Genomic DNA, 16,835 nt, shown 5'->3' on the forward strand with positions numbered 1-16,835 from the left:
TCTCCGTAAAGAGAGAGACTATCGAAGGATGGTCTCTTTTTTTGTATTTAAAAAAGAAGGGAACCCTGTGGGCCATAGTGGCGCGGGCTTTGCCGCCGCCCGCTTCCAGTGGAAGGAGGAGCTCCCTTAAAAAAGCTGAGACTATTTCATACGATCCTTCCTTTATGATGAAGAAAAAAACAGAAAGGAGGGATTTTTTTGTATCTTACGGCAGATACCATCATCCGTCTGGCAACCATTATCGGGGCCTTTGGCACTTTGGGGGCGCTGCTCTACAAAAGCTTTCGCTGGATGGAGCAGCAGAAGCAGCAGGAAATAGAAATTGAAAATATCAAAAAAGAGCAGTGTGTCATGTGTTATGGGCTTTTGGCAACGCTGGACGGGCTGAAGCAGTTGGGTGCCAATGGAAATGTCAGTGATGCCTATCAAAAACTGGAGAAACATTTGAATAAAACGGCACATGATTGAGACAAGGGCATAAGAAGAAAATAGGACAAGAAAAAAGGGGGAATTCCAACATGAGCAAAGAATGGAAAGAGATTCTGGGAAATCTTTTGACAGTGAAAAGCATTGTAACGGTGGTGCTGACAGTAGTTTTTGCTTTTTTGGCTGTGCAAGGCCGCATTGACGGCGGGCAATTTTTAAATATTTTTTCCATCGTCATCGCCTTTTATTTTGGGACACAGCATCAAAAAATCACGGAAAAAACAACGGAAAAGGGGGAAAATGAATGACAGGAAAGGAATTGGCAGCTTTCGCCAGAAGCAAACTGGGTACGGCCTATGTTTACGGCATGAAGGGGGACGTACTGACAAAGGAAAAATATGAACGATTAAAGATCCTTTTTGGTCCATTGGTCTGGGAGAGTGATAAAAATAAGATTGGGCAGGTCTGTGTGGATTGCAGCGGGCTGATTTCCTGGGGAACAGGGATCCAGCGCAATTCCCAGGGCTACCATGATACGGCAGAGCAGATATTCCCGATTTCTACTGTCAATCAGGCGCCCATTGGCGCGGCAGTCTGGAAAAAAGGGCATATCGGCATTTATATGGGTGATGGCAAATATATTGCTGCTGATGGCAGTCCCTATGGTGTTCGGATGAGCACAGTGGCAGGCAGCGGCTTCACCCATTGGTTTTGCTTAAAGGATATTCATTACGAGGAAGAGGAAATGGTACAGAAAGAACCTATCCTTTATAATGGAAAGGAATATACTGTGGAGCTGATCCGCAAAGACGGCGTCACCTATCTGAAAACCAGAGATATTGCGGAAGTTTTGGGGCTGTCTGTCAGCAGCAGCGGAAAGATGCCTGTTTTGGCAGACAAGTGAAAAAATAAGGGAATCCCTTCTTTTTAGAGGGGATTTTTTCCGTCCAATTTAATAAAAAAATAACGTTCCTGTTTTCTTTTTTTCCTATACGAAGAAAACAAAGGAAACTCCAAAAAAAGGAAAAATATTGTTTAATTTTCATTTTTGCCAAGAAAAGAATATTTTACTTCATCACAAAAAGAGAAAATGAACTATTTTTCAGTTTAATTCATTGTTTTTTCCGAGTATCAGTTGGACATTTTTTCTCATTTCACAAAAAAATGTACGAAATACTATACAAAAATATATGAGTTTGTAGAAATTTTCACAGTAGCTCTTGCCTTTCTCAGGAAAAGTGGTATACTGATAATGTATTCGGATGCGGGTTTTTCAAAATTCGTTGTGCTTTTGGATACATACTGAACTTTTTTTCAGGATGTGGTCGGTGTGTATGCCTTACAGCGGTTTGGAAAAGTCCTCCGAGAAGAGTACGCAGTTCTTCAAATACATCATTATTAGTTTAAAAGGAGAAGTGAAAAACATGAGAATTTCCGACAGAGTGCAGGCAATGCAGAACTCCCCTATTAGAAAATTCAACCCTATGGCTGAAGCAGCCGAAGCAGCAGGCGTTAAAATCTATCACCTGAACATCGGTCAGCCCGATATCGAAACACCTTCCGTATTCTGGGAAGCAGTAAAAGGCTTCGACCAGAAAGTACTGGCTTACGCTGGTTCTTGGGGTCTGCCCGAACTGCAGGACGCTATCGTTGACTACTTCAAGAGATTCGATATGAACCTGGAAAGAAACGACGTTCTGATCACAGCTGGTGGTTCCGAAGCGCTGACACTGACATTCCTGTCCATCATCAACCCCGGTGATGAAGTTATCGTAGCTGAACCTTACTACACAAACTACCTGACATTCATCCAGGCTGCTGATGGTGTTGTAAAACCCGTTACAACATACGCTGAAGAAGGTTACAAATATGCAATCAGAGAAAGACTGGAAGCAGTTGTAACAGACAAAACAAAAATGATCTCCATCGTTAACCCTGGCAACCCTACAGGCTGCATCCTGTCCAGAGAAGACATGAGAGTAATCGCTGACTTCGCTAAAGAACATGATCTGTGGATCCTGGCTGACGAAGTTTACAGAGAATTCGCTTACGACGGCAGAGAAATGACATCCTTCGGTCAGCTGGCTGACATCGAAGACAGAGTTATCATCATCGACTCCGTTTCCAAGAGATTCTCCGCTTGCGGCGCTCGTATCGGCTGCATGGTTTGCAAAAACAAAGAATTCATGGCACAGGTATTCAAGATCGCTATGGGCCGTCTGTGCGTTCCTACACTGGACATGGTTGGCGCTACAGCAATGTACAAACTGCCTGCTGACTTCTTCAACGAAGTAAAAGCTGAATATGAACACAGAAGAGACGTATCTTACGAAGCTCTGAAGAAGATCCCCGGCGTTGTATGTGAAAAACCCGGCGGTGCATTCTACATCACATGCAAACTGCCCGTTGAAAACACAGAAGACCTGCTGCTGTTCCTGCTGAACGAATTCAGAGAAAACAACGAAACAGTTATGTACGCTCCCGCTGAAGGCTTCTATGCTACACCCGGTCTGGGCAAAAACGAACTGCGTATCGCTTACATCCTGAAAGCTGAAGATATGGCTAGAGGTATCGAACTGCTGGGCAAAGGTATCGAAGCATACAAAGCAAAAGGCGGCAAATAATTCAATATACATAAATTGAGTTAAGCTATTGCATGCACGCAAAAGGCACTCCGAAAGGAGTGCCTTTTTGTTTGCGGAAAATGCTGTGCCGTTTATTCAAAAAGCTGTGTCATATAGAGCGCCTTTTTCGGGCAGGTCATAGCGCATCGGCCGCAGCCAATACAGATATCCTCATGGACAGTGGGGGCTTCCTGTTTTTTCTGGGTCAGCGCGCCGGCGGGGCAGACCCGCACAGCAGGACAGGCATGATCCTGCGGGCATCTTTCGGGATGGATGGCAGCGATTCGTTTCATGGTTTTTCACTCCTTTGTCAATTTCTGTCGTATTTCCTTTTTTATGCTTTTGTGATATGATAATACCATATCAGGAATGAAATAACTATCACTTGGTTTTAGATGGATTTTGATAGGAAAGAGAGAAAAGGAGGAAATGAAAATGGATGAAATGAAGGAACTGAGCTTGGTGGAAAAAGCGGAACAGGATGCGAAAAACGGCTTTAAGCAGGGCTTGAACTGCTCTGAATGCGTGATGACAGCTATGATGCACAATTTTGATACAGGCTTGCCTGCGGAAGTGATTAAGCTGGCAACGGGCTTTGGCGGCGGCATGGGCCATACAAAAAATACCTGCGGTGCCATCACCGGGGCAGTTATGGCGTTGAGTGCTATGGTGGGCAGAGAAAACCCCACAGCAAAAGAAACTATGCCCGAAAGAATCGCTGAACTGCAGGATATTTATGGCGTTGTTGGCAAAATGGTCAATGAGATCAAGGATGAATACGGCACACTGATCTGTTCCGAACTTTGCAATCCCCATGGTGAATGGGAGGGTAAGGCAAGAAAGAAAAACTGTATGCAGATGATTGGCTACTGTGCCGGCCTGGCAGCTAAATATGCCGAAGAAAACAAAAGATAAGGTGAGAATATGAAGAAAGTATTGTTAGGGCTATTGGCGGCCTTGCTGTTTTGCGTGCCTGCCTTCGCCCACCCGCCCATTACTGTCTATGTAGATGGGGAAAAGCTGAGCTTTGACCAGGCTCCCATCATTCAGGATGACCGTACCTTGGTGCCTATGCGTAAAATTTTTGAAGCACTGGATGCGGAAGTATTCTGGGATGAGCCCAGCCAAAGCGTAACAGCCGTCCATGGAACAGATGTGATCCTGTTCCGCATTGGCGAAGCGGGGTTATATAAAAACGGTCAGCTGTCCTATACGATGGCTGTGCCTGCCCAGATCATCAATGACCGTACATTGGTGCCTTTGCGGGCAGTGGCAGAAAGTCTTGGCGCGGAAGTGGGCTGGGATGGCATCAATTATGTCATTGATATCACTTCTGTGGGGAATACGTCTCAGTCTTCCTCCGGGAATGGGCAGGATACCCCCCAAAAAGGCGGCTATTCCAAAACAGTGAAAGCGCCTGACGGCACCGTTGTGCTGAATGTGGATCTGCGATGCGATGAAGTGACCGCAGGGGCAGGGGCAGCGGCGATCAATGGGGCCATGGCCAATGAAACCTATGGGCAGGGGCAGGCGTTCCTGCAGGCCTATGGGGAAAAGGCCCTGGAGGAATATGAAAAGAATCCCGATGATTTCAGAACGTATTATTATATGGGTACTTATGCCCTGACGAGGGCTGCCGATGGCTATGCTTCTTTTTTGGCTTCTGTCTCTACTTATGACGGAGAACAGGATACTGTCACTTATTTTTCTCATACCTATGCTTTGAGCAGCGGGAAGGAGTGTGCTTTGAGCGATCTGGTTTCGGATAGCAGGGAAGATTTGGAATATCTGTGGCAGATGTCCTTTGCCGCCCTCATCCAGACAGACCCGGATGCTTTTTACAGCACAGCGGAAAGCAGATTGGAAAAGAATCTGGATAAAGTGGATTTTTACCTGACGGAAACTGGCATTGCCTTTTATCTGTCTCCTGGTATCATCGCTCCTCCGGAAACGGGGGCGGTGTCCTTTGAAATCACCTATCAATTTTAACAGAAAAGCAATCAAATTTTGCAGGACGATAGATTTTTATGATTTGGGGCGCGGTATTGCGCCCCTCTTGCATAAAACGAAAATTGTCTGCGGAAACTAGAAAGAGCCTACAGAAGGAGGAATTTTTTCATGTGTACTGCAGTGACCTATCATACCAAAGACCATTATTTCGGTCGAAATCTGGATTTTGAATTTTCCTATGGGGAAAGCGTGACCATCACCCCCCGCAATTTCCCCATTGCTTTTCCCAATGGAGTCAAATGGGAAAAGCATCATGCTATGATCGGCATGGCTCACGTTGCCGAAGGCTGCCCCCTTTATTACGATGCTGTCAATGAAAAGGGGCTTGCCATGGCGGGGCTAATGTTCGGGGGAAATGCCGTCTATCAAAAGCCCAAGGAAGGCAAGGATAATATCCCCAACTGGGCCTTTCTGCTGTGGATTTTGGGGCAGTGTGAAACGGTGGCAGAGGCGGAAAAGCTGCTGGAGCGCATCAATATAACCGATGAGCCCTTCAGCGATGCCCTGCCCAACAGCCAGCTTCATTGGATCATTGCTGATGGGGAAAGAAGCATCACCGTGGAAGCCATGGCCGATGGGCTTCATGTTTATGAGAATCCCGTGGGTGTTTTGACCAATAACCCGCCCTTTCCTTTCCATCTGCAAAATCTGAGCCAATATATGAATGTGACAGCAGAGCCTGCGGTCAATCGCTTTGGCAATCAGGTAGAGATTCAGTCCTTCAGCCGCGGCATGGGCGGCTTTGGCCTGCCGGGGGATCTCAGCTCTTCCTCTCGTTTTATTCGGGCGGCCTTTGTGAAGCTGAATTCTCTTTCCGGGGAAAGCGAACGGGAAAGCGTCAGCCAATTCTTTCATATCCTTGGGGCTGTGGAACAGCAGCGGGGCTGCTGCCACCTGGGTGAGGGAAAATATGAAATTACCATTTATTCTTCCTGCTGCAATCTGGATAAGGGCATCTATTATTATAAGACCTATGATAACTACAGCATCACAGCGGTGGAACTGTACAAAGAGGATCTGGAGGGAAATCGCCTGATCTCCTATCCTATGGAGGAAGGAAAATAAAAATATCTGCGAAAAAAAGGAGCCTGAAACAGGCTCCTTTTTGTATATCATTTTTTTCTGCTGCGCTTTGGTTTCTTAAAGTTATCGATATTGGTCCCATCCAGGCATTCATCGCCTCTTTTCAGGGATACCACCCCGGTGCGGCCCATTTCCAAAATGCCATAGGGCTTCATCAGGTCGATGAAAGCATCCAGCTTGGTGGTTTCCCCGGTAACTTCAATGGTCATGGAAGTAGCAGAGTAATCAATGATTTTATTACGGAAAACATTGACTGCATCGATGATTTCCTGACGGGTGGTTTTATTGGTGGCCACTTTGATGAGCACCAGTTCCCGGCATACGGAAGCACCCCGTACCATTTCCTTTACAAAATGCACATCATGGAGCTTTCGCAGCTGCTTGATGACCTGGTCTCTGTCGTGGTCGGTTCCCGTGATCATGATGGTCATACGGGAAATGCTGGGGTCTACCGTTTCCCCAACAGTCAGGGTATCAATATTGTAGCCCCGGCGGGCAATCAGCGAAGCGATACGGGTCAGTACGCCATATTTATTGTTTACCAAAAGTCCAATCATATATTTTTTCATTGCTTAACGACCTCCCTGCAGAATGATTTCATCGATGGATTTATTTGTGGGTACCATGGGATAGACCAGATCGTCCTGATCTATGATACATTCGATGACCACAGGACCTTCTGCCTGGCAGGCTTCTGTCAGGGCTGTTTCCAGCTGCTGCGGGGTTTCTGCCCGGTATCCTTCTGCGCCCATGGCTTTGGCAAATGCCACGAAATCCGTTTTCCGGTAGGTCGTCGTTTGGGAATAATGGGCATTGCTGAAAAATTCCTGCAGCTGGCGCACCATGCCTAAAACCCCGTTATTCATCAGAATGACGATAACAGGCAGGCCTTCTGTTACGGCAGTGCCCAGCTCCGCAAAGTTCATAGCGAAGCTGCCGTCGCCGGTGAAAAGGACGGTACGCTTTCCTGTGCCGATGGCGGCGCCGTTGGCAGCACCCATGCCGAAGCCCATGGTGCCAAGGCCGCCGCTGGTCAGGAAGGTGCGCTGCTGTTCAAAGGGATACCGCTGGGCTACCCACATCTGATGCTGCCCAACGTCTGTAACGATCGGGGTATCCTTGGGCATCTTCCGGCTTACCTGATCGATGATTTCAAAGGGGGTCAGGGGGCCTTTGAATTGGGTCTCGTGGGCGGCTTCAAAGGCACGCATTTCCTGAATGGCTGCCTGCCAATGGGGTTTTGCGCCGCCTTTTACAGACTGCAAAAATTTGCCCAGGATTTCCTTTGCATCGCCGATAAGGGGCAGGTCTACAGTCACATTTTTATCGATTTCCGCAGGGTCGATATCAATATGAATGATGTTTGCTTTTTCTGCGTATTTTTGTTTATTGCCTACGGCGCGGTCGCTGAAACGAGCCCCTACAGCAAGGAGCAGGTCGCATTCGGCGATTGCCTTTGTGGAGGCATAGCGTCCATGCATACCGGACATACCCAGGCTGGCAGGGAAGCTGGCCGCAACGGCATCCAGACCCATCAGGCTATAGCAGATGGGGGCATCCAGCCGTTTGGACAGTTCCATGATTTCTTTATCCGCACCGGCTGTAATCACGCCGCCGCCGCAATAGATGACAGGACGTTTGCTCTGTTCCATCATAGTTACGGCTTTTTTGATTTCTTCCTCTGTATATTCCGAGGGGACAGGGCGGGGTTTTACAGGGGGCTGGGGGGTGAAGCTGGTCTTTTTCTGCTGTACATCCTTGGGAATATCAATAAGGACGGGGCCTGGTCTGCCGGAGCCCGCCAGTGCATAGGCCTCCCGGATATCGTCTGCCAGTTCTTCCACCCGGGCAACCCGGTAGCTGTGTTTTACAATGCCATAAGTCAGGCTGAAAACGTCTACTTCCTGAAAATTATCCTGTCCGATCAGATCGGTGGGAACATTCCCCGTGATGATGACCAAGGGGACAGAATCCAGATATGCTGTGGCGATGCCTGTGACCAGATTGGTAGCCCCGGGGCCGGAGGTGGCCAGCACAACGCCTGTTTTTCCTGTGGCTCTGGCATAGCCGTCTGCCGCATGGATGCCGCCCTGCTCATGGGAAGGCAGAATGTGGCGGATACGCCCTTCGTTTTGATAGATCTGCTCATATAGATCCAACACAGTACCGCCGGGGTAGCCGAAGATTACGTCGGTTCCCTGTTCCAGTAAGGTTTCCATTAAAATTTCCGCGCCTGTCAGTTCCATACAAATCTCTCCTTTGTGTTTTCTGTTACATCTCATCTTTCGTAAAAGTAAAAAATCCGGCAGCGAGTGGCTGCCGGAATAGATATTGTGGGATAGGGAAAAGAGGTTGCTGTCGTTTCCAAATGAATCACCTGATATCTGAAATTGGGCATCACTCAAAGCGTTGCTGTTTCTGCTAAGACGAGCAGCAGGACACCACCGTGGAGAACGACCAAATTTTCAGATACAAATAAGTGTTTCATAGAATTTCCTCTTTAGTAAATTGTTTTTTCTTTTGTACATTGTGATATTGTATTTAATTTAGCACAATTTTTGGACAAGTGCAAGGTCTTTTGCTATTTTTTGTGATAGAATCAATCCTCATGGGCATGGTCATAGAGTTTTTGTATTTCTTCCGGCAGATGATCCGGCAGCATTTCATTCAGGCGGTCTTCATTTCCGTCCTGCATGGCCTGTTCGTAATACCAACATTTGAATTGAATCATATCCAGAACCTTTTCCATTTTGCGAATTTCCCCTTCTACGATTTCTTTTTGACGCAGAAATAACTCCCTTCTCTGGGAATAGGTGCTGCTTCCCTGGGAACACCATTCCATGAATTGTTTGATATCTTTGATTTCCAAGCCGGACTTTTTCAGACATTCAATGATCCGCAGGGCTTCTATTTCCTGGGGGCCGAATCTGCGGATACCGGAGGAACGCTCCATATGGGGGAAGAGCCCCTCTTTATCATAATAGCGCAGGGTTGAAGCAGGCAGATGAAACAGTTTTGAGATTTGTCCGATGGTATACATAAGAACTCCCTCCTGATCTGAGAAATTTTTTTAAGAAAAATAAAAAATATCTTGACTTAAAGTTAAGTTTAGGTATTACCATAACAGTATCATAAATGAAAAAAATTGTCAATCAACATATATGGCGGCAATAAAATAAGGAGGAATTTGAAAATGGAAGAAAGACTGCATTTGACAGAGGAATGGGATAAGACCTTTCCGAAAAGCGATAAAGTAAATCACAGAAAAATTATGTTTCACAACCGTTATGGCATCACCCTGGCGGCAGATTTATATGAACCCAAAACTGCGGAAGGAAAATTGCCTGCCTTGGCGGTCAGCGGTCCTTTTGGGGCGGTAAAGGAGCAGTCCGCGGGGCTGTATGCCCAGGCCATGGCGGAAAGAGGCTTTTTGACCATCGCCTTCGACCCTTCTTTTACCGGCGAAAGCGGCGGCAGCCCCAGATATGTGGCTTCTCCTGATATCAACACAGAGGATTTTCAGGCAGCGGTAGATTTTTTGTCTGTCCAGCAGCAGGTTGATCCGGAAAAAATCGGCATCATCGGCATTTGCGGCTGGGGCGGCATGGCCCTGAATGCGGCTGCCCTTGATACCAGAATCAAAGCCACAGTGGCTGCTACGATGTATGATATGACCCGTGTCAATGCGAAGGGCTATTTCGATGCCGAAGATAGTGAAGAGGCTCGTTTTGAAAAACGGAAGGCGCTGAATGCCCAGCGGACCATCGATTATAAAACCGGCGCCTATCAGAGAGCCGGCGGCGTGGTGGATCCTTTGCCGGCGGATGCGCCTTTCTTTGTAAAGGATTATTATAATTACTACAAAACAGACCGTGGCTATCATAAGCGTTCTTTGAATTCCAATGATGGCTGGAATGTGACCTCCTCCCTGTCCTTCTTAAATATGCCTATCCTGCAGTATAGCCATGAAATCCGCAGTGGGGTGCTGCTGGTGCATGGGGAAAAGGCCCATTCCTGCTATTTCAGCAAAGATGCTTTCGCAAAGCTGACAGGCGAAAATAAGGAATTGCTGTTGATTCCGGAAGCAGTACATACGGATTTATATGATAAGACGGAGATCATCCCCTTTGATAAAATGGAAGCATTTTTCAGAGAAAATATGAAGTGATTGAAAAGAGCCTGAAATGTATTGGAATGGAGGAAAACAAATGGTAACACAAACAGCCGGCAGAGATGCCTTAAATACATTTGCGCCGCAATTTGCGGCATTGAATGATGATGTATTATTTGGTCAGGTTTGGTCAAGGGAGGGGCAGCTCTCCTTGAAGCTGCGCTCTATCGTGACGATCACAGCTCTCATCAGCAAGGGAATCCTAGACAGTTCCCTGGGCTATCATTTATCCACTGCCCGTCAAAATGGCGTAACAAGAACAGAGATGGCGGAAATTCTGACACATCTTGCTTTTTACGCAGGCTGGCCAAACGCATGGGCCGCATTCCGCATGGCAAAGGAAGTTTATGAGGATGACTGCGGCAAAGAAGAACATGGCGGTTTTTTTGGGCAGGGCGAGCCAAATACGGCTTTTGCCCAATATTTTATCGGGAACAGCTATTTAAAACCCTTAACGGATCCAAAGGAAACCGTATTTATCGCAAATGTGACCTTTGAGCCGGGCTGCCGCAACAACTGGCATATTCACCGTGCAAAAAAAGGCGGCGGTCAGCTGCTGCTCTGTGTGGAAGGAGAAGGCTGGTATCAGGAGGAGGGCAAGGAAGCCCAGAGCCTGCAGCCGGGGGATGTGGTGACGATCCCGGCTGGCGTGAAGCACTGGCATGGGGCAAAGGCCAATAGCTGGTTCAGCCATTTAGCGGTGGAATGTCCTGGCGAGGAAACCTCCAGCCAGTGGCTGGAACCTGTGACAGATGAGTTCTATCGCAATTTGGAAAGAAAAGAATAAGCAGTGAATAAAATCGGTTCATAGAGTTTTATGAACCGGTTTTTGTTTCTCAAAACTTCCGAATGGCCTGGGGGGATAGGTTTTGCGCAATGAGAATAAAAAACCTCTGTGTTATCATAAAATTGCAGCCGCAAAGAAAATAACACGGAGGTTTTTCAGGAAAACAATATTCAGATGACCCAGAGAAAATGGACCCATGGGCATCAATTTGCTCTGCTTGTCAATTTGTGCAGGGCCGTTTGAAAAGGTTAAGGCAGGATGTCTGTGTTTGCTTTTTCCAAATCCGCAAGCATTTCTGTCATCGTCTTGCCATAGAGGGGATGCCTCTTGTAAGGCGCAATTTCTGCCATTGGTGCCAATACAAACTGTCGATTCTGCATATCTGCATGGGGGATGCAGAGGGTGTCGTCCTCTATGATTTCATCATCATACAGCAGAATATCCAGATCCAGCGTTCTTGGCCCCCAGTGGATCAGCCGTTTTCTTCCGGCCTCCTGCTCCAGTTCATGGAGCCGGGAAAGAAGCTCCGACGGGGTAAGGAGGGTGGAGATTTTCAGCGCTCCATTCAGGAATACATCCTGCTCCACGCCGCCGTAAGGTTCTGTCACAATGAGCTGAGATACCTTTTCCACCCGGCATCCTTCCGTTTGCCGCAATCCTTCCAGGGCTGTCTCGATATATTTTCTTTTCTCTCCCATATTGGAGCCAACTGCTATGTATGCCTCATGCCATTTCCGGCGGATCGCCACAGAAACAGTATCAAGGGGAAGGCCAACGGGAGCCCAGGGCTTCTGAATTTCTACATCTACCTGACGAATCTTCTCGTCAAATTTCAGGATTTCTTCCGCAAGCTGTTCTGCCACGGCTTCTATTAACTGAAAAGTATTCTTTTTCATCTGCTCTGTGATCAGCTGACAGATAGTGCCGTAATTGACGGATGCTTCCAGAGAATCTGTTTTCCCGGCTTTTCTGGTATCCAGATATAACACACAGCTGACCAGAAATTTCTGTCCCAATTTTGTCTCTTCGGGAAATACGCCGTGATTGGCGAATACCTCCAGATTTTTAATCTTTATCTTGTCCATTCTGCTTTGCTCCCTGCTTTTATGCCCGTTTCAAAATCGCTTCTGTCATCAGAATTGCCCTGCGGTTTTTCTCTGTGTCATGTACCCGGACGAACCCATACCCGCATTGTACCGCCATCACAGTTGTCACAAGGGTTCCTTCTTCCCGTTCGGTCACCGGAAGATCCAGGGTCAGCCCGATCATGGATTTTCTGGATGTTCCAAGAAGCATGGGATATCCCAGGTCATGAAATCGATCCAGATGCTTCATCACATCCAGGTTCATTTCATAAGTTTTGCCAAAACCGATCCCCGGGTCCAGCATGATCTTATCATCCGCAATGCCTGCTGCTTTTGCCGCAGCCACACATTTTTTCAGATCCTGATACATATCTTCGATCAAGTTTTGATATACGGCCTGATTTCGGTTATGCATCAGGCAGCAGGCCGCGTCATACTTCTTAACCAGCGGTGCCATCTTTTCATCGTACTGAAATCCCCAGATATCATTGACCATATCCGCCCCCGCCTGAAGGGCAGCCTCGGCGACTTTGCTTTTATAAGTATCCACAGAAACCGGCACGTCAAAATTCTTTTTGACCGCTGCAATCAAAGGCGCCACCCTGCTGATCTCCTCTTCTTCGCTGATCTGCTGATGCCCCGGTCTGGTGGATTCTCCGCCGATATCCAGAATATCACAGCCGCTGTTGAGCATTTCTTCTGTATGACGCATGGCTGCATCATAAGCATTCCATTTGCCTCCGTCGGAAAAGGAATCCGGTGTCACATTCAGGATTCCCATAATATATGTATGGTGTTTTGTATCAAATTCTCTGTTTCCTATCTTCAATGCTGTCTCCCTCTTTACCAGATGATGTTTAAATTCTTCTTTTCTTCGCTCCAGTTGCATTCCCCTTCTGCGGGGCACAGGTAGCAGGCACGTGAAAGCTTATCTGCATCATACAGAACCTCTGCCAGCTGTTTTCCGGCCATGCTTTCTGCTGTGTCACTTTCCATCCTGTTTTTTCGATGGCTCAGGATTGCCGTGAGGATTCTTCTTCTCTCCGCTTCCTCAAATCCTGTTTCCCGGAGGATTTTTTCCCCAATGTCAGCACTTGCCTTTTCATGGGGCGTCCCGTCGCTGTACTGCTGCCATTTTCCAATATCATGCAGCAGCCCAGCTGCGTAAATTTCTTCCTTTTGGATGGGATATCCTCTTTCCATGGAGAAGATATATGCAAGCCTGGCCACGTCCAGAAAATGTTCCAGATGATGCTTGCAGAATATTCTTGTTTCCTCTGCCTTCCGGTTCTTTTCCAGGCATTTTTGAAAATACGGATGCCGGTAAATTGCCTGCACCCGTTCCATCTTCTGCAGTTCTTTCTGCTTTCTTTCCATAAACATACTGCTGCCATCCTATCGTTCTATCATTCGGAAAAACATGTTCTGAAGCTTTTCATTATCTTCAAATTCTCCCCTGGTCACAATGCTGACGGTTTTGCTTCCCGGCTTTTTCACGCCCCGCATGGTCATACACATATGTTCTGCCTCCGCCATAACCATCACGCCCTTGGGGTTTAGATGCTGCATCAGCGCATCAGCGATCTGTGCTGTCATCTGTTCCTGCAGCTGCAGCCTTCTGGCATAAACCTCTACGGTTCTTGCCAGCTTGCTTAAGCCCACCACTTTTCCATCCGGGATATACGCAATATGGACTTTCCCGTAAAATGGCAGCATATGATGTTCACACAGGGAATAAAAAGTAATATCTTTTTCTACGACCATCTCATTATTTTCTGCGGTAAAGGTTTTTTTCAGATGCTCCCCGGCGTCCTCCTCCATACCACCGCAGATTTCGCCATACATTCTGGCGATCCTTGCAGGTGTTTCCACCAGTCCTTCCCGGTTTACATCTTCTCCGATTCCTTCCAGCAAGAGACGAATGGCCTGTTCCACTTTTTCTCTATCTATCATTTTTTAATTTCCTTTCTGCAGCCTTTCTTCCAGTCGGATGATATCGCCAAGATAAGAGAGCGAACCAAATACCAGTACGGCTCCATCCTCTTGTTCCCGCTGCTTTGCCAGTCTCAATGCTTCTTCTGTATTTTCTGCCGTTTCTGCCTCTATGCCCTGTTTCTGAAGCATTTCGCAGAGCAATTCTTTTTCCAGCGTTCTTTCCCGGTTGGGAAGATCGATGGTATACACAAAGTTTAGAAACGGTGCCAATCTTGTAATGATTTTTTCATATTCTTTATCCTGAAATACGCCCATCACCGCAGTCAGTTTCCTGCCCGGCAGGAGCGTATTTATATTTTCCGCCAGCCTTTTGGCTGCATCCGCATTATGGGCGCCGTCAATGATCACCAGAGGCTTTCCGTCATATACGGTAAATCTGCCCGGCCATCGGGTATGCTGCAATCCCTGTCTGACTGCTTCCTGGCTGATGCTGACCCCCTGGCGGCGCAGGATCTTTACTGCCTCCAGCACGGTAACGGCGTTTTCGATCTGATGCTGCCCGGTCAGCGAAGTTTCCAGTTTTTCATATTCCTGATAAGAAAAGCACTGCCCCTGCAGGCTTCTCTGTATCACCTGCGCTTCTTTGGCCTCCGCCACGGAAAACGGACAGCCCAGTTCTTCTGCCCTCTGCCGCAGAATCTTAAGCACACAGGCCTGCTGTCTGCCGGTCACCGCTGCTGCGCCTTTTTTCAGGATGCCGGCTTTATTTTCCGCAATCTCTTCCAGCGTATTGCCCAGCACACCGATATGATCCATGCTGATGGAAGCAAAGATACATACCTTCGTATTTTCTATAATGTTGGTCGCATCCAATGCGCCGCCTAAGCCTGCTTCCAGTACGACAAAATCACAAGCCCGCTTTTTGAAATACATAAAGGCGATTGCCGTTTCCATCTCAAAAACCGTGGGGGAAGGTTTCCCTGTTTCTGCAAGCTTTTCTGCCGCACGCTTTACGTCCGCGGTAATCTCTGCAAATTCCGTTTCTTCCATATATTTCCCGTCAATCTGGAACCGTTCCAGATATTCCATCACTGTGGGAGAAATATATCTTCCTGTCCGGTATCCTGCTTCCGTCAGGATCTGGGACAGATACGCCAGTATCGAACCTTTTCCATTGGTACCTGCTATATGTATAAATGTCAAATCTTTTTGCGGATTTCCCAGCTCTTCCAACAAGCTCTTTATACTGTCAAGACCAAGTACACTTCCGTATTTCGATACATGATCCAAATATACCCTTGCTTCTTCGTATAACATCCTGTTATCCTTTCCATTTTAGTTTGATTGGAACTGTTTTCCAACATTTTTTCATTGTAGCACAGTTTATCATACAAAAAAAGTATGAACGGCTCCATTGAAAGATATTTCTCTGTTTTCAAAAAATGGAGCTGAATCTGATTTGCGGTAAAAGATGGTTCTCTGGTTTTATTTATGGTAGAATATCCTTAAAAAACAGTACCAGCAGGAGGATAATATGAAATTGATTTTGGCTTCGGCCTCTCCCAGAAGAAAAGAATTATTGGCAAAGATTGGCTTGCCTTTTGCTGTCATCCCTGCCAAGGGGGAAGAGAGTATCACAAAACAAAGCCCTGGGGATATCGTAATGGAATTATCCCGGCAGAAGGCCCGGGAAATTGCGGCACAGCAGACGGAGGAATGTATCATCATCGGAGCGGATACCATCGTTGCCAAAGGGGAAACCATCATGGGGAAACCGAAGGATGCGGCGGATGCCTATGGGATGCTGAAAAGCATCGCCGGCGACTGCCATCAGGTCTATACCGGTGTGACGATTATTCGTACGGGAAACCGGCCGGCAAGCATCACCTTTGCGGAAAAAACAGATGTATACCTATACCCTATGTCCGATGGGGAAATCAATGCTTATATCGCCAGCGGCGACCCGATGGATAAAGCCGGTGCCTATGGCATCCAAGGGGATTTTGCCATCCATGTGAAGGGGATTGAAGGGGATTATTATACTGTGGTGGGCCTGCCCATCGGCAGAGTTTATCAGGAATTGAAGAAGCTGATGTGACTTTGAGAAAAAGGAATCCTCTCCTTTTTTCTGTTCATCTGATACAGAAAAGGGGATATTCGACATTTTTTTATTGGAGAATGGCAGTTTCATAACTGGCCTTGCCACGGCATATACATAACCAAGATAAACTTAGAGGAGTGCTTGGTTTGAAGACATATATCGAGGAAAGGGCGGTTGAGGTTGCGAAATTTATGATACACACCAATGCAACAGTGAGAGAAACAGCGAAAAAATTCGGCATCAGCAAATCTACGGTGCATAAAGACATCACTGACCGGGTGGAACGCATTGACCCGGAATTGGCGAAATCCGTCCGTGCGGTTTTGGAGGTAAACAAAGCGGAGCGGCATATTCGGGGCGGTTTGGCAACGAGAGAAAAATATCTGCACAGCAAAGGAAAATAACAGCCGATGCCGGCAAAAGGAGAGGCTATGCCGCAGGGCTTGAAGTAGACTTGAAAAAGTTAGAGGATATTTTGAATTTTATATTGTGCAAGCAGCGAATAGGGCTTGTTGTCTGTCAATTGCAGGCGGCAAGCCCTTTAACGTTGCCTTGATCGATAGTGTCAATAATTTTTCGCAAATTTAATTCCTGCCGTTCAGTAGATGGCAGT

20 protein-coding genes are annotated in these 16,835 nt (G+C 47.1%); 11 read left to right on the plus strand and 9 right to left on the minus strand.

From position 1 onward, the window contains the following. Positions 1 to 198: 198 nt before the first annotated feature. The 4 genes from ACI39P_RS04140 to ACI39P_RS04155 all read left to right on the plus strand — a co-directional run bounded on the left by ACI39P_RS04140 (position 199) and on the right by ACI39P_RS04155 (position 3,050). Positions 199 to 468, plus strand: coding sequence for a branched-chain amino acid ABC transporter permease (locus ACI39P_RS04140; RefSeq protein WP_439719435.1), 270 nt, complete (start codon positions 199 to 201; stop codon positions 466 to 468). A 50-nt stretch (positions 469 to 518) separates the two neighbouring features. Continuing rightward, complete coding sequence (locus tag ACI39P_RS04145) at positions 519 to 734, plus strand: hypothetical protein (protein ID WP_439719436.1); 216 nt, start codon at positions 519 to 521, stop codon at positions 732 to 734. After that, a complete protein-coding gene (locus ACI39P_RS04150) occupies positions 731 to 1,330 on the plus strand; it encodes a hypothetical protein (protein WP_439719437.1) in 600 nt (199 codons plus the stop codon). The genes ACI39P_RS04145 and ACI39P_RS04150 overlap by 4 nt, the downstream gene beginning before the upstream one ends. A gap of 520 nt (positions 1,331 to 1,850) precedes the next feature. Next, entirely contained in the window at positions 1,851 to 3,050 is a 1,200-nt protein-coding gene (locus ACI39P_RS04155) for a pyridoxal phosphate-dependent aminotransferase (RefSeq protein ID WP_439719438.1), read from the plus strand. 92 nt (positions 3,051 to 3,142) lie between these two features. On the opposite strand, the gene ACI39P_RS04160 is transcribed toward ACI39P_RS04155, so the two are convergent. Next, entirely contained in the window at positions 3,143 to 3,343 is a 201-nt protein-coding gene (locus tag ACI39P_RS04160; RefSeq protein WP_439719439.1) for an ATP-binding protein, read from the minus strand. A 142-nt stretch (positions 3,344 to 3,485) separates the two neighbouring features. Here ACI39P_RS04160 and ACI39P_RS04165 point away from each other — a divergent pair, with 142 nt between their 5' ends. The 3 genes from ACI39P_RS04165 (at position 3,486) to bsh (ending at position 6,125) form a co-directional block, all read left to right on the plus strand. After that, complete coding sequence (locus ACI39P_RS04165) at positions 3,486 to 3,965, plus strand: C-GCAxxG-C-C family protein (RefSeq protein ID WP_439719440.1); 480 nt, start codon at positions 3,486 to 3,488, stop codon at positions 3,963 to 3,965. A gap of 9 nt (positions 3,966 to 3,974) precedes the next feature. Next, on the plus strand, positions 3,975 to 5,039 hold the full coding sequence (locus ACI39P_RS04170) for a stalk domain-containing protein (protein ID WP_439719441.1): 1,065 nt from the start codon (positions 3,975 to 3,977) through the stop codon (positions 5,037 to 5,039). A 129-nt stretch (positions 5,040 to 5,168) separates the two neighbouring features. Further along, on the plus strand, positions 5,169 to 6,125 hold the full coding sequence (gene bsh, locus ACI39P_RS04175) for a choloylglycine hydrolase (RefSeq protein WP_439719442.1): 957 nt from the start codon (positions 5,169 to 5,171) through the stop codon (positions 6,123 to 6,125). Positions 6,126 to 6,172: 47 nt separating this feature from the next. Here bsh and ilvN read toward each other — a convergent pair whose 3' ends face one another. From ilvN to ACI39P_RS04190, 3 genes are all read right to left on the minus strand, one after another. Beyond that, complete coding sequence (gene ilvN / locus ACI39P_RS04180) at positions 6,173 to 6,712, minus strand: acetolactate synthase small subunit (RefSeq protein WP_439719443.1); 540 nt, start codon at positions 6,710 to 6,712, stop codon at positions 6,173 to 6,175. A gap of 3 nt (positions 6,713 to 6,715) precedes the next feature. Continuing rightward, positions 6,716 to 8,389 (minus strand): biosynthetic-type acetolactate synthase large subunit, encoded by a 1,674-nt coding sequence (gene ilvB, locus ACI39P_RS04185; protein ID WP_439719444.1) that lies wholly within the window; start codon positions 8,387 to 8,389, stop codon positions 6,716 to 6,718. Between the two features lie 353 nt (positions 8,390 to 8,742). Continuing rightward, on the minus strand, positions 8,743 to 9,183 hold the full coding sequence (locus tag ACI39P_RS04190) for a MerR family transcriptional regulator (RefSeq protein ID WP_439719445.1): 441 nt from the start codon (positions 9,181 to 9,183) through the stop codon (positions 8,743 to 8,745). Positions 9,184 to 9,336: 153 nt separating this feature from the next. On the opposite strand from ACI39P_RS04190, the gene ACI39P_RS04195 reads away from it, so the two are divergent. Beyond that, on the plus strand, positions 9,337 to 10,311 hold the full coding sequence (locus ACI39P_RS04195) for an alpha/beta fold hydrolase (protein ID WP_439719446.1): 975 nt from the start codon (positions 9,337 to 9,339) through the stop codon (positions 10,309 to 10,311). Positions 10,312 to 10,351: 40 nt separating this feature from the next. After that, the gene (locus tag ACI39P_RS04200) at positions 10,352 to 11,101 is read left to right on the plus strand and encodes a carboxymuconolactone decarboxylase family protein (RefSeq protein ID WP_439719447.1); all 750 of its coding nucleotides are present in this window, start codon (positions 10,352 to 10,354) and stop codon (positions 11,099 to 11,101) included. Between the two features lie 248 nt (positions 11,102 to 11,349). On the opposite strand, the gene folK is transcribed toward ACI39P_RS04200, so the two are convergent. The 5 genes from folK to ACI39P_RS04225 are packed head-to-tail and all read right to left on the minus strand — an operon-like array spanning position 11,350 to position 15,438. After that, positions 11,350 to 12,186 (minus strand): 2-amino-4-hydroxy-6-hydroxymethyldihydropteridine diphosphokinase, encoded by an 837-nt coding sequence (gene folK, locus ACI39P_RS04205; RefSeq protein ID WP_439719448.1) that lies wholly within the window; start codon positions 12,184 to 12,186, stop codon positions 11,350 to 11,352. A gap of 19 nt (positions 12,187 to 12,205) precedes the next feature. Beyond that, entirely contained in the window at positions 12,206 to 13,015 is an 810-nt protein-coding gene (folP, locus tag ACI39P_RS04210; RefSeq protein ID WP_439719449.1) for a dihydropteroate synthase, read from the minus strand. A 14-nt stretch (positions 13,016 to 13,029) separates the two neighbouring features. Further along, positions 13,030 to 13,569, minus strand: coding sequence for an HD domain-containing protein (locus ACI39P_RS04215; protein WP_439719450.1), 540 nt, complete (start codon positions 13,567 to 13,569; stop codon positions 13,030 to 13,032). 12 nt (positions 13,570 to 13,581) lie between these two features. After that, positions 13,582 to 14,139, minus strand: coding sequence for a GTP cyclohydrolase I FolE (gene folE, locus ACI39P_RS04220; protein ID WP_439719451.1), 558 nt, complete (start codon positions 14,137 to 14,139; stop codon positions 13,582 to 13,584). 3 nt (positions 14,140 to 14,142) lie between these two features. Beyond that, complete coding sequence (locus ACI39P_RS04225) at positions 14,143 to 15,438, minus strand: glutamate ligase domain-containing protein (RefSeq protein ID WP_439719452.1); 1,296 nt, start codon at positions 15,436 to 15,438, stop codon at positions 14,143 to 14,145. A gap of 217 nt (positions 15,439 to 15,655) precedes the next feature. Between ACI39P_RS04225 and ACI39P_RS04230 the strand changes: the two genes are divergently transcribed. Then, positions 15,656 to 16,219 (plus strand): Maf family nucleotide pyrophosphatase, encoded by a 564-nt coding sequence (locus ACI39P_RS04230; protein WP_439719453.1) that lies wholly within the window; start codon positions 15,656 to 15,658, stop codon positions 16,217 to 16,219. Positions 16,220 to 16,368: 149 nt separating this feature from the next. After that, positions 16,369 to 16,626: a sporulation transcriptional regulator SpoIIID gene (spoIIID, locus tag ACI39P_RS04235; protein ID WP_439719454.1), complete on the plus strand. Its 258-nt coding sequence runs from the start codon at positions 16,369 to 16,371 to the stop codon at positions 16,624 to 16,626. Positions 16,627 to 16,835: the final 209 nt, after the last annotated feature.

The organism is Anaerotignum sp. (genome assembly GCF_051877975.1).
Lineage (GTDB): Bacteria > Bacillota > Clostridia > Lachnospirales > Anaerotignaceae > Anaerotignum_A.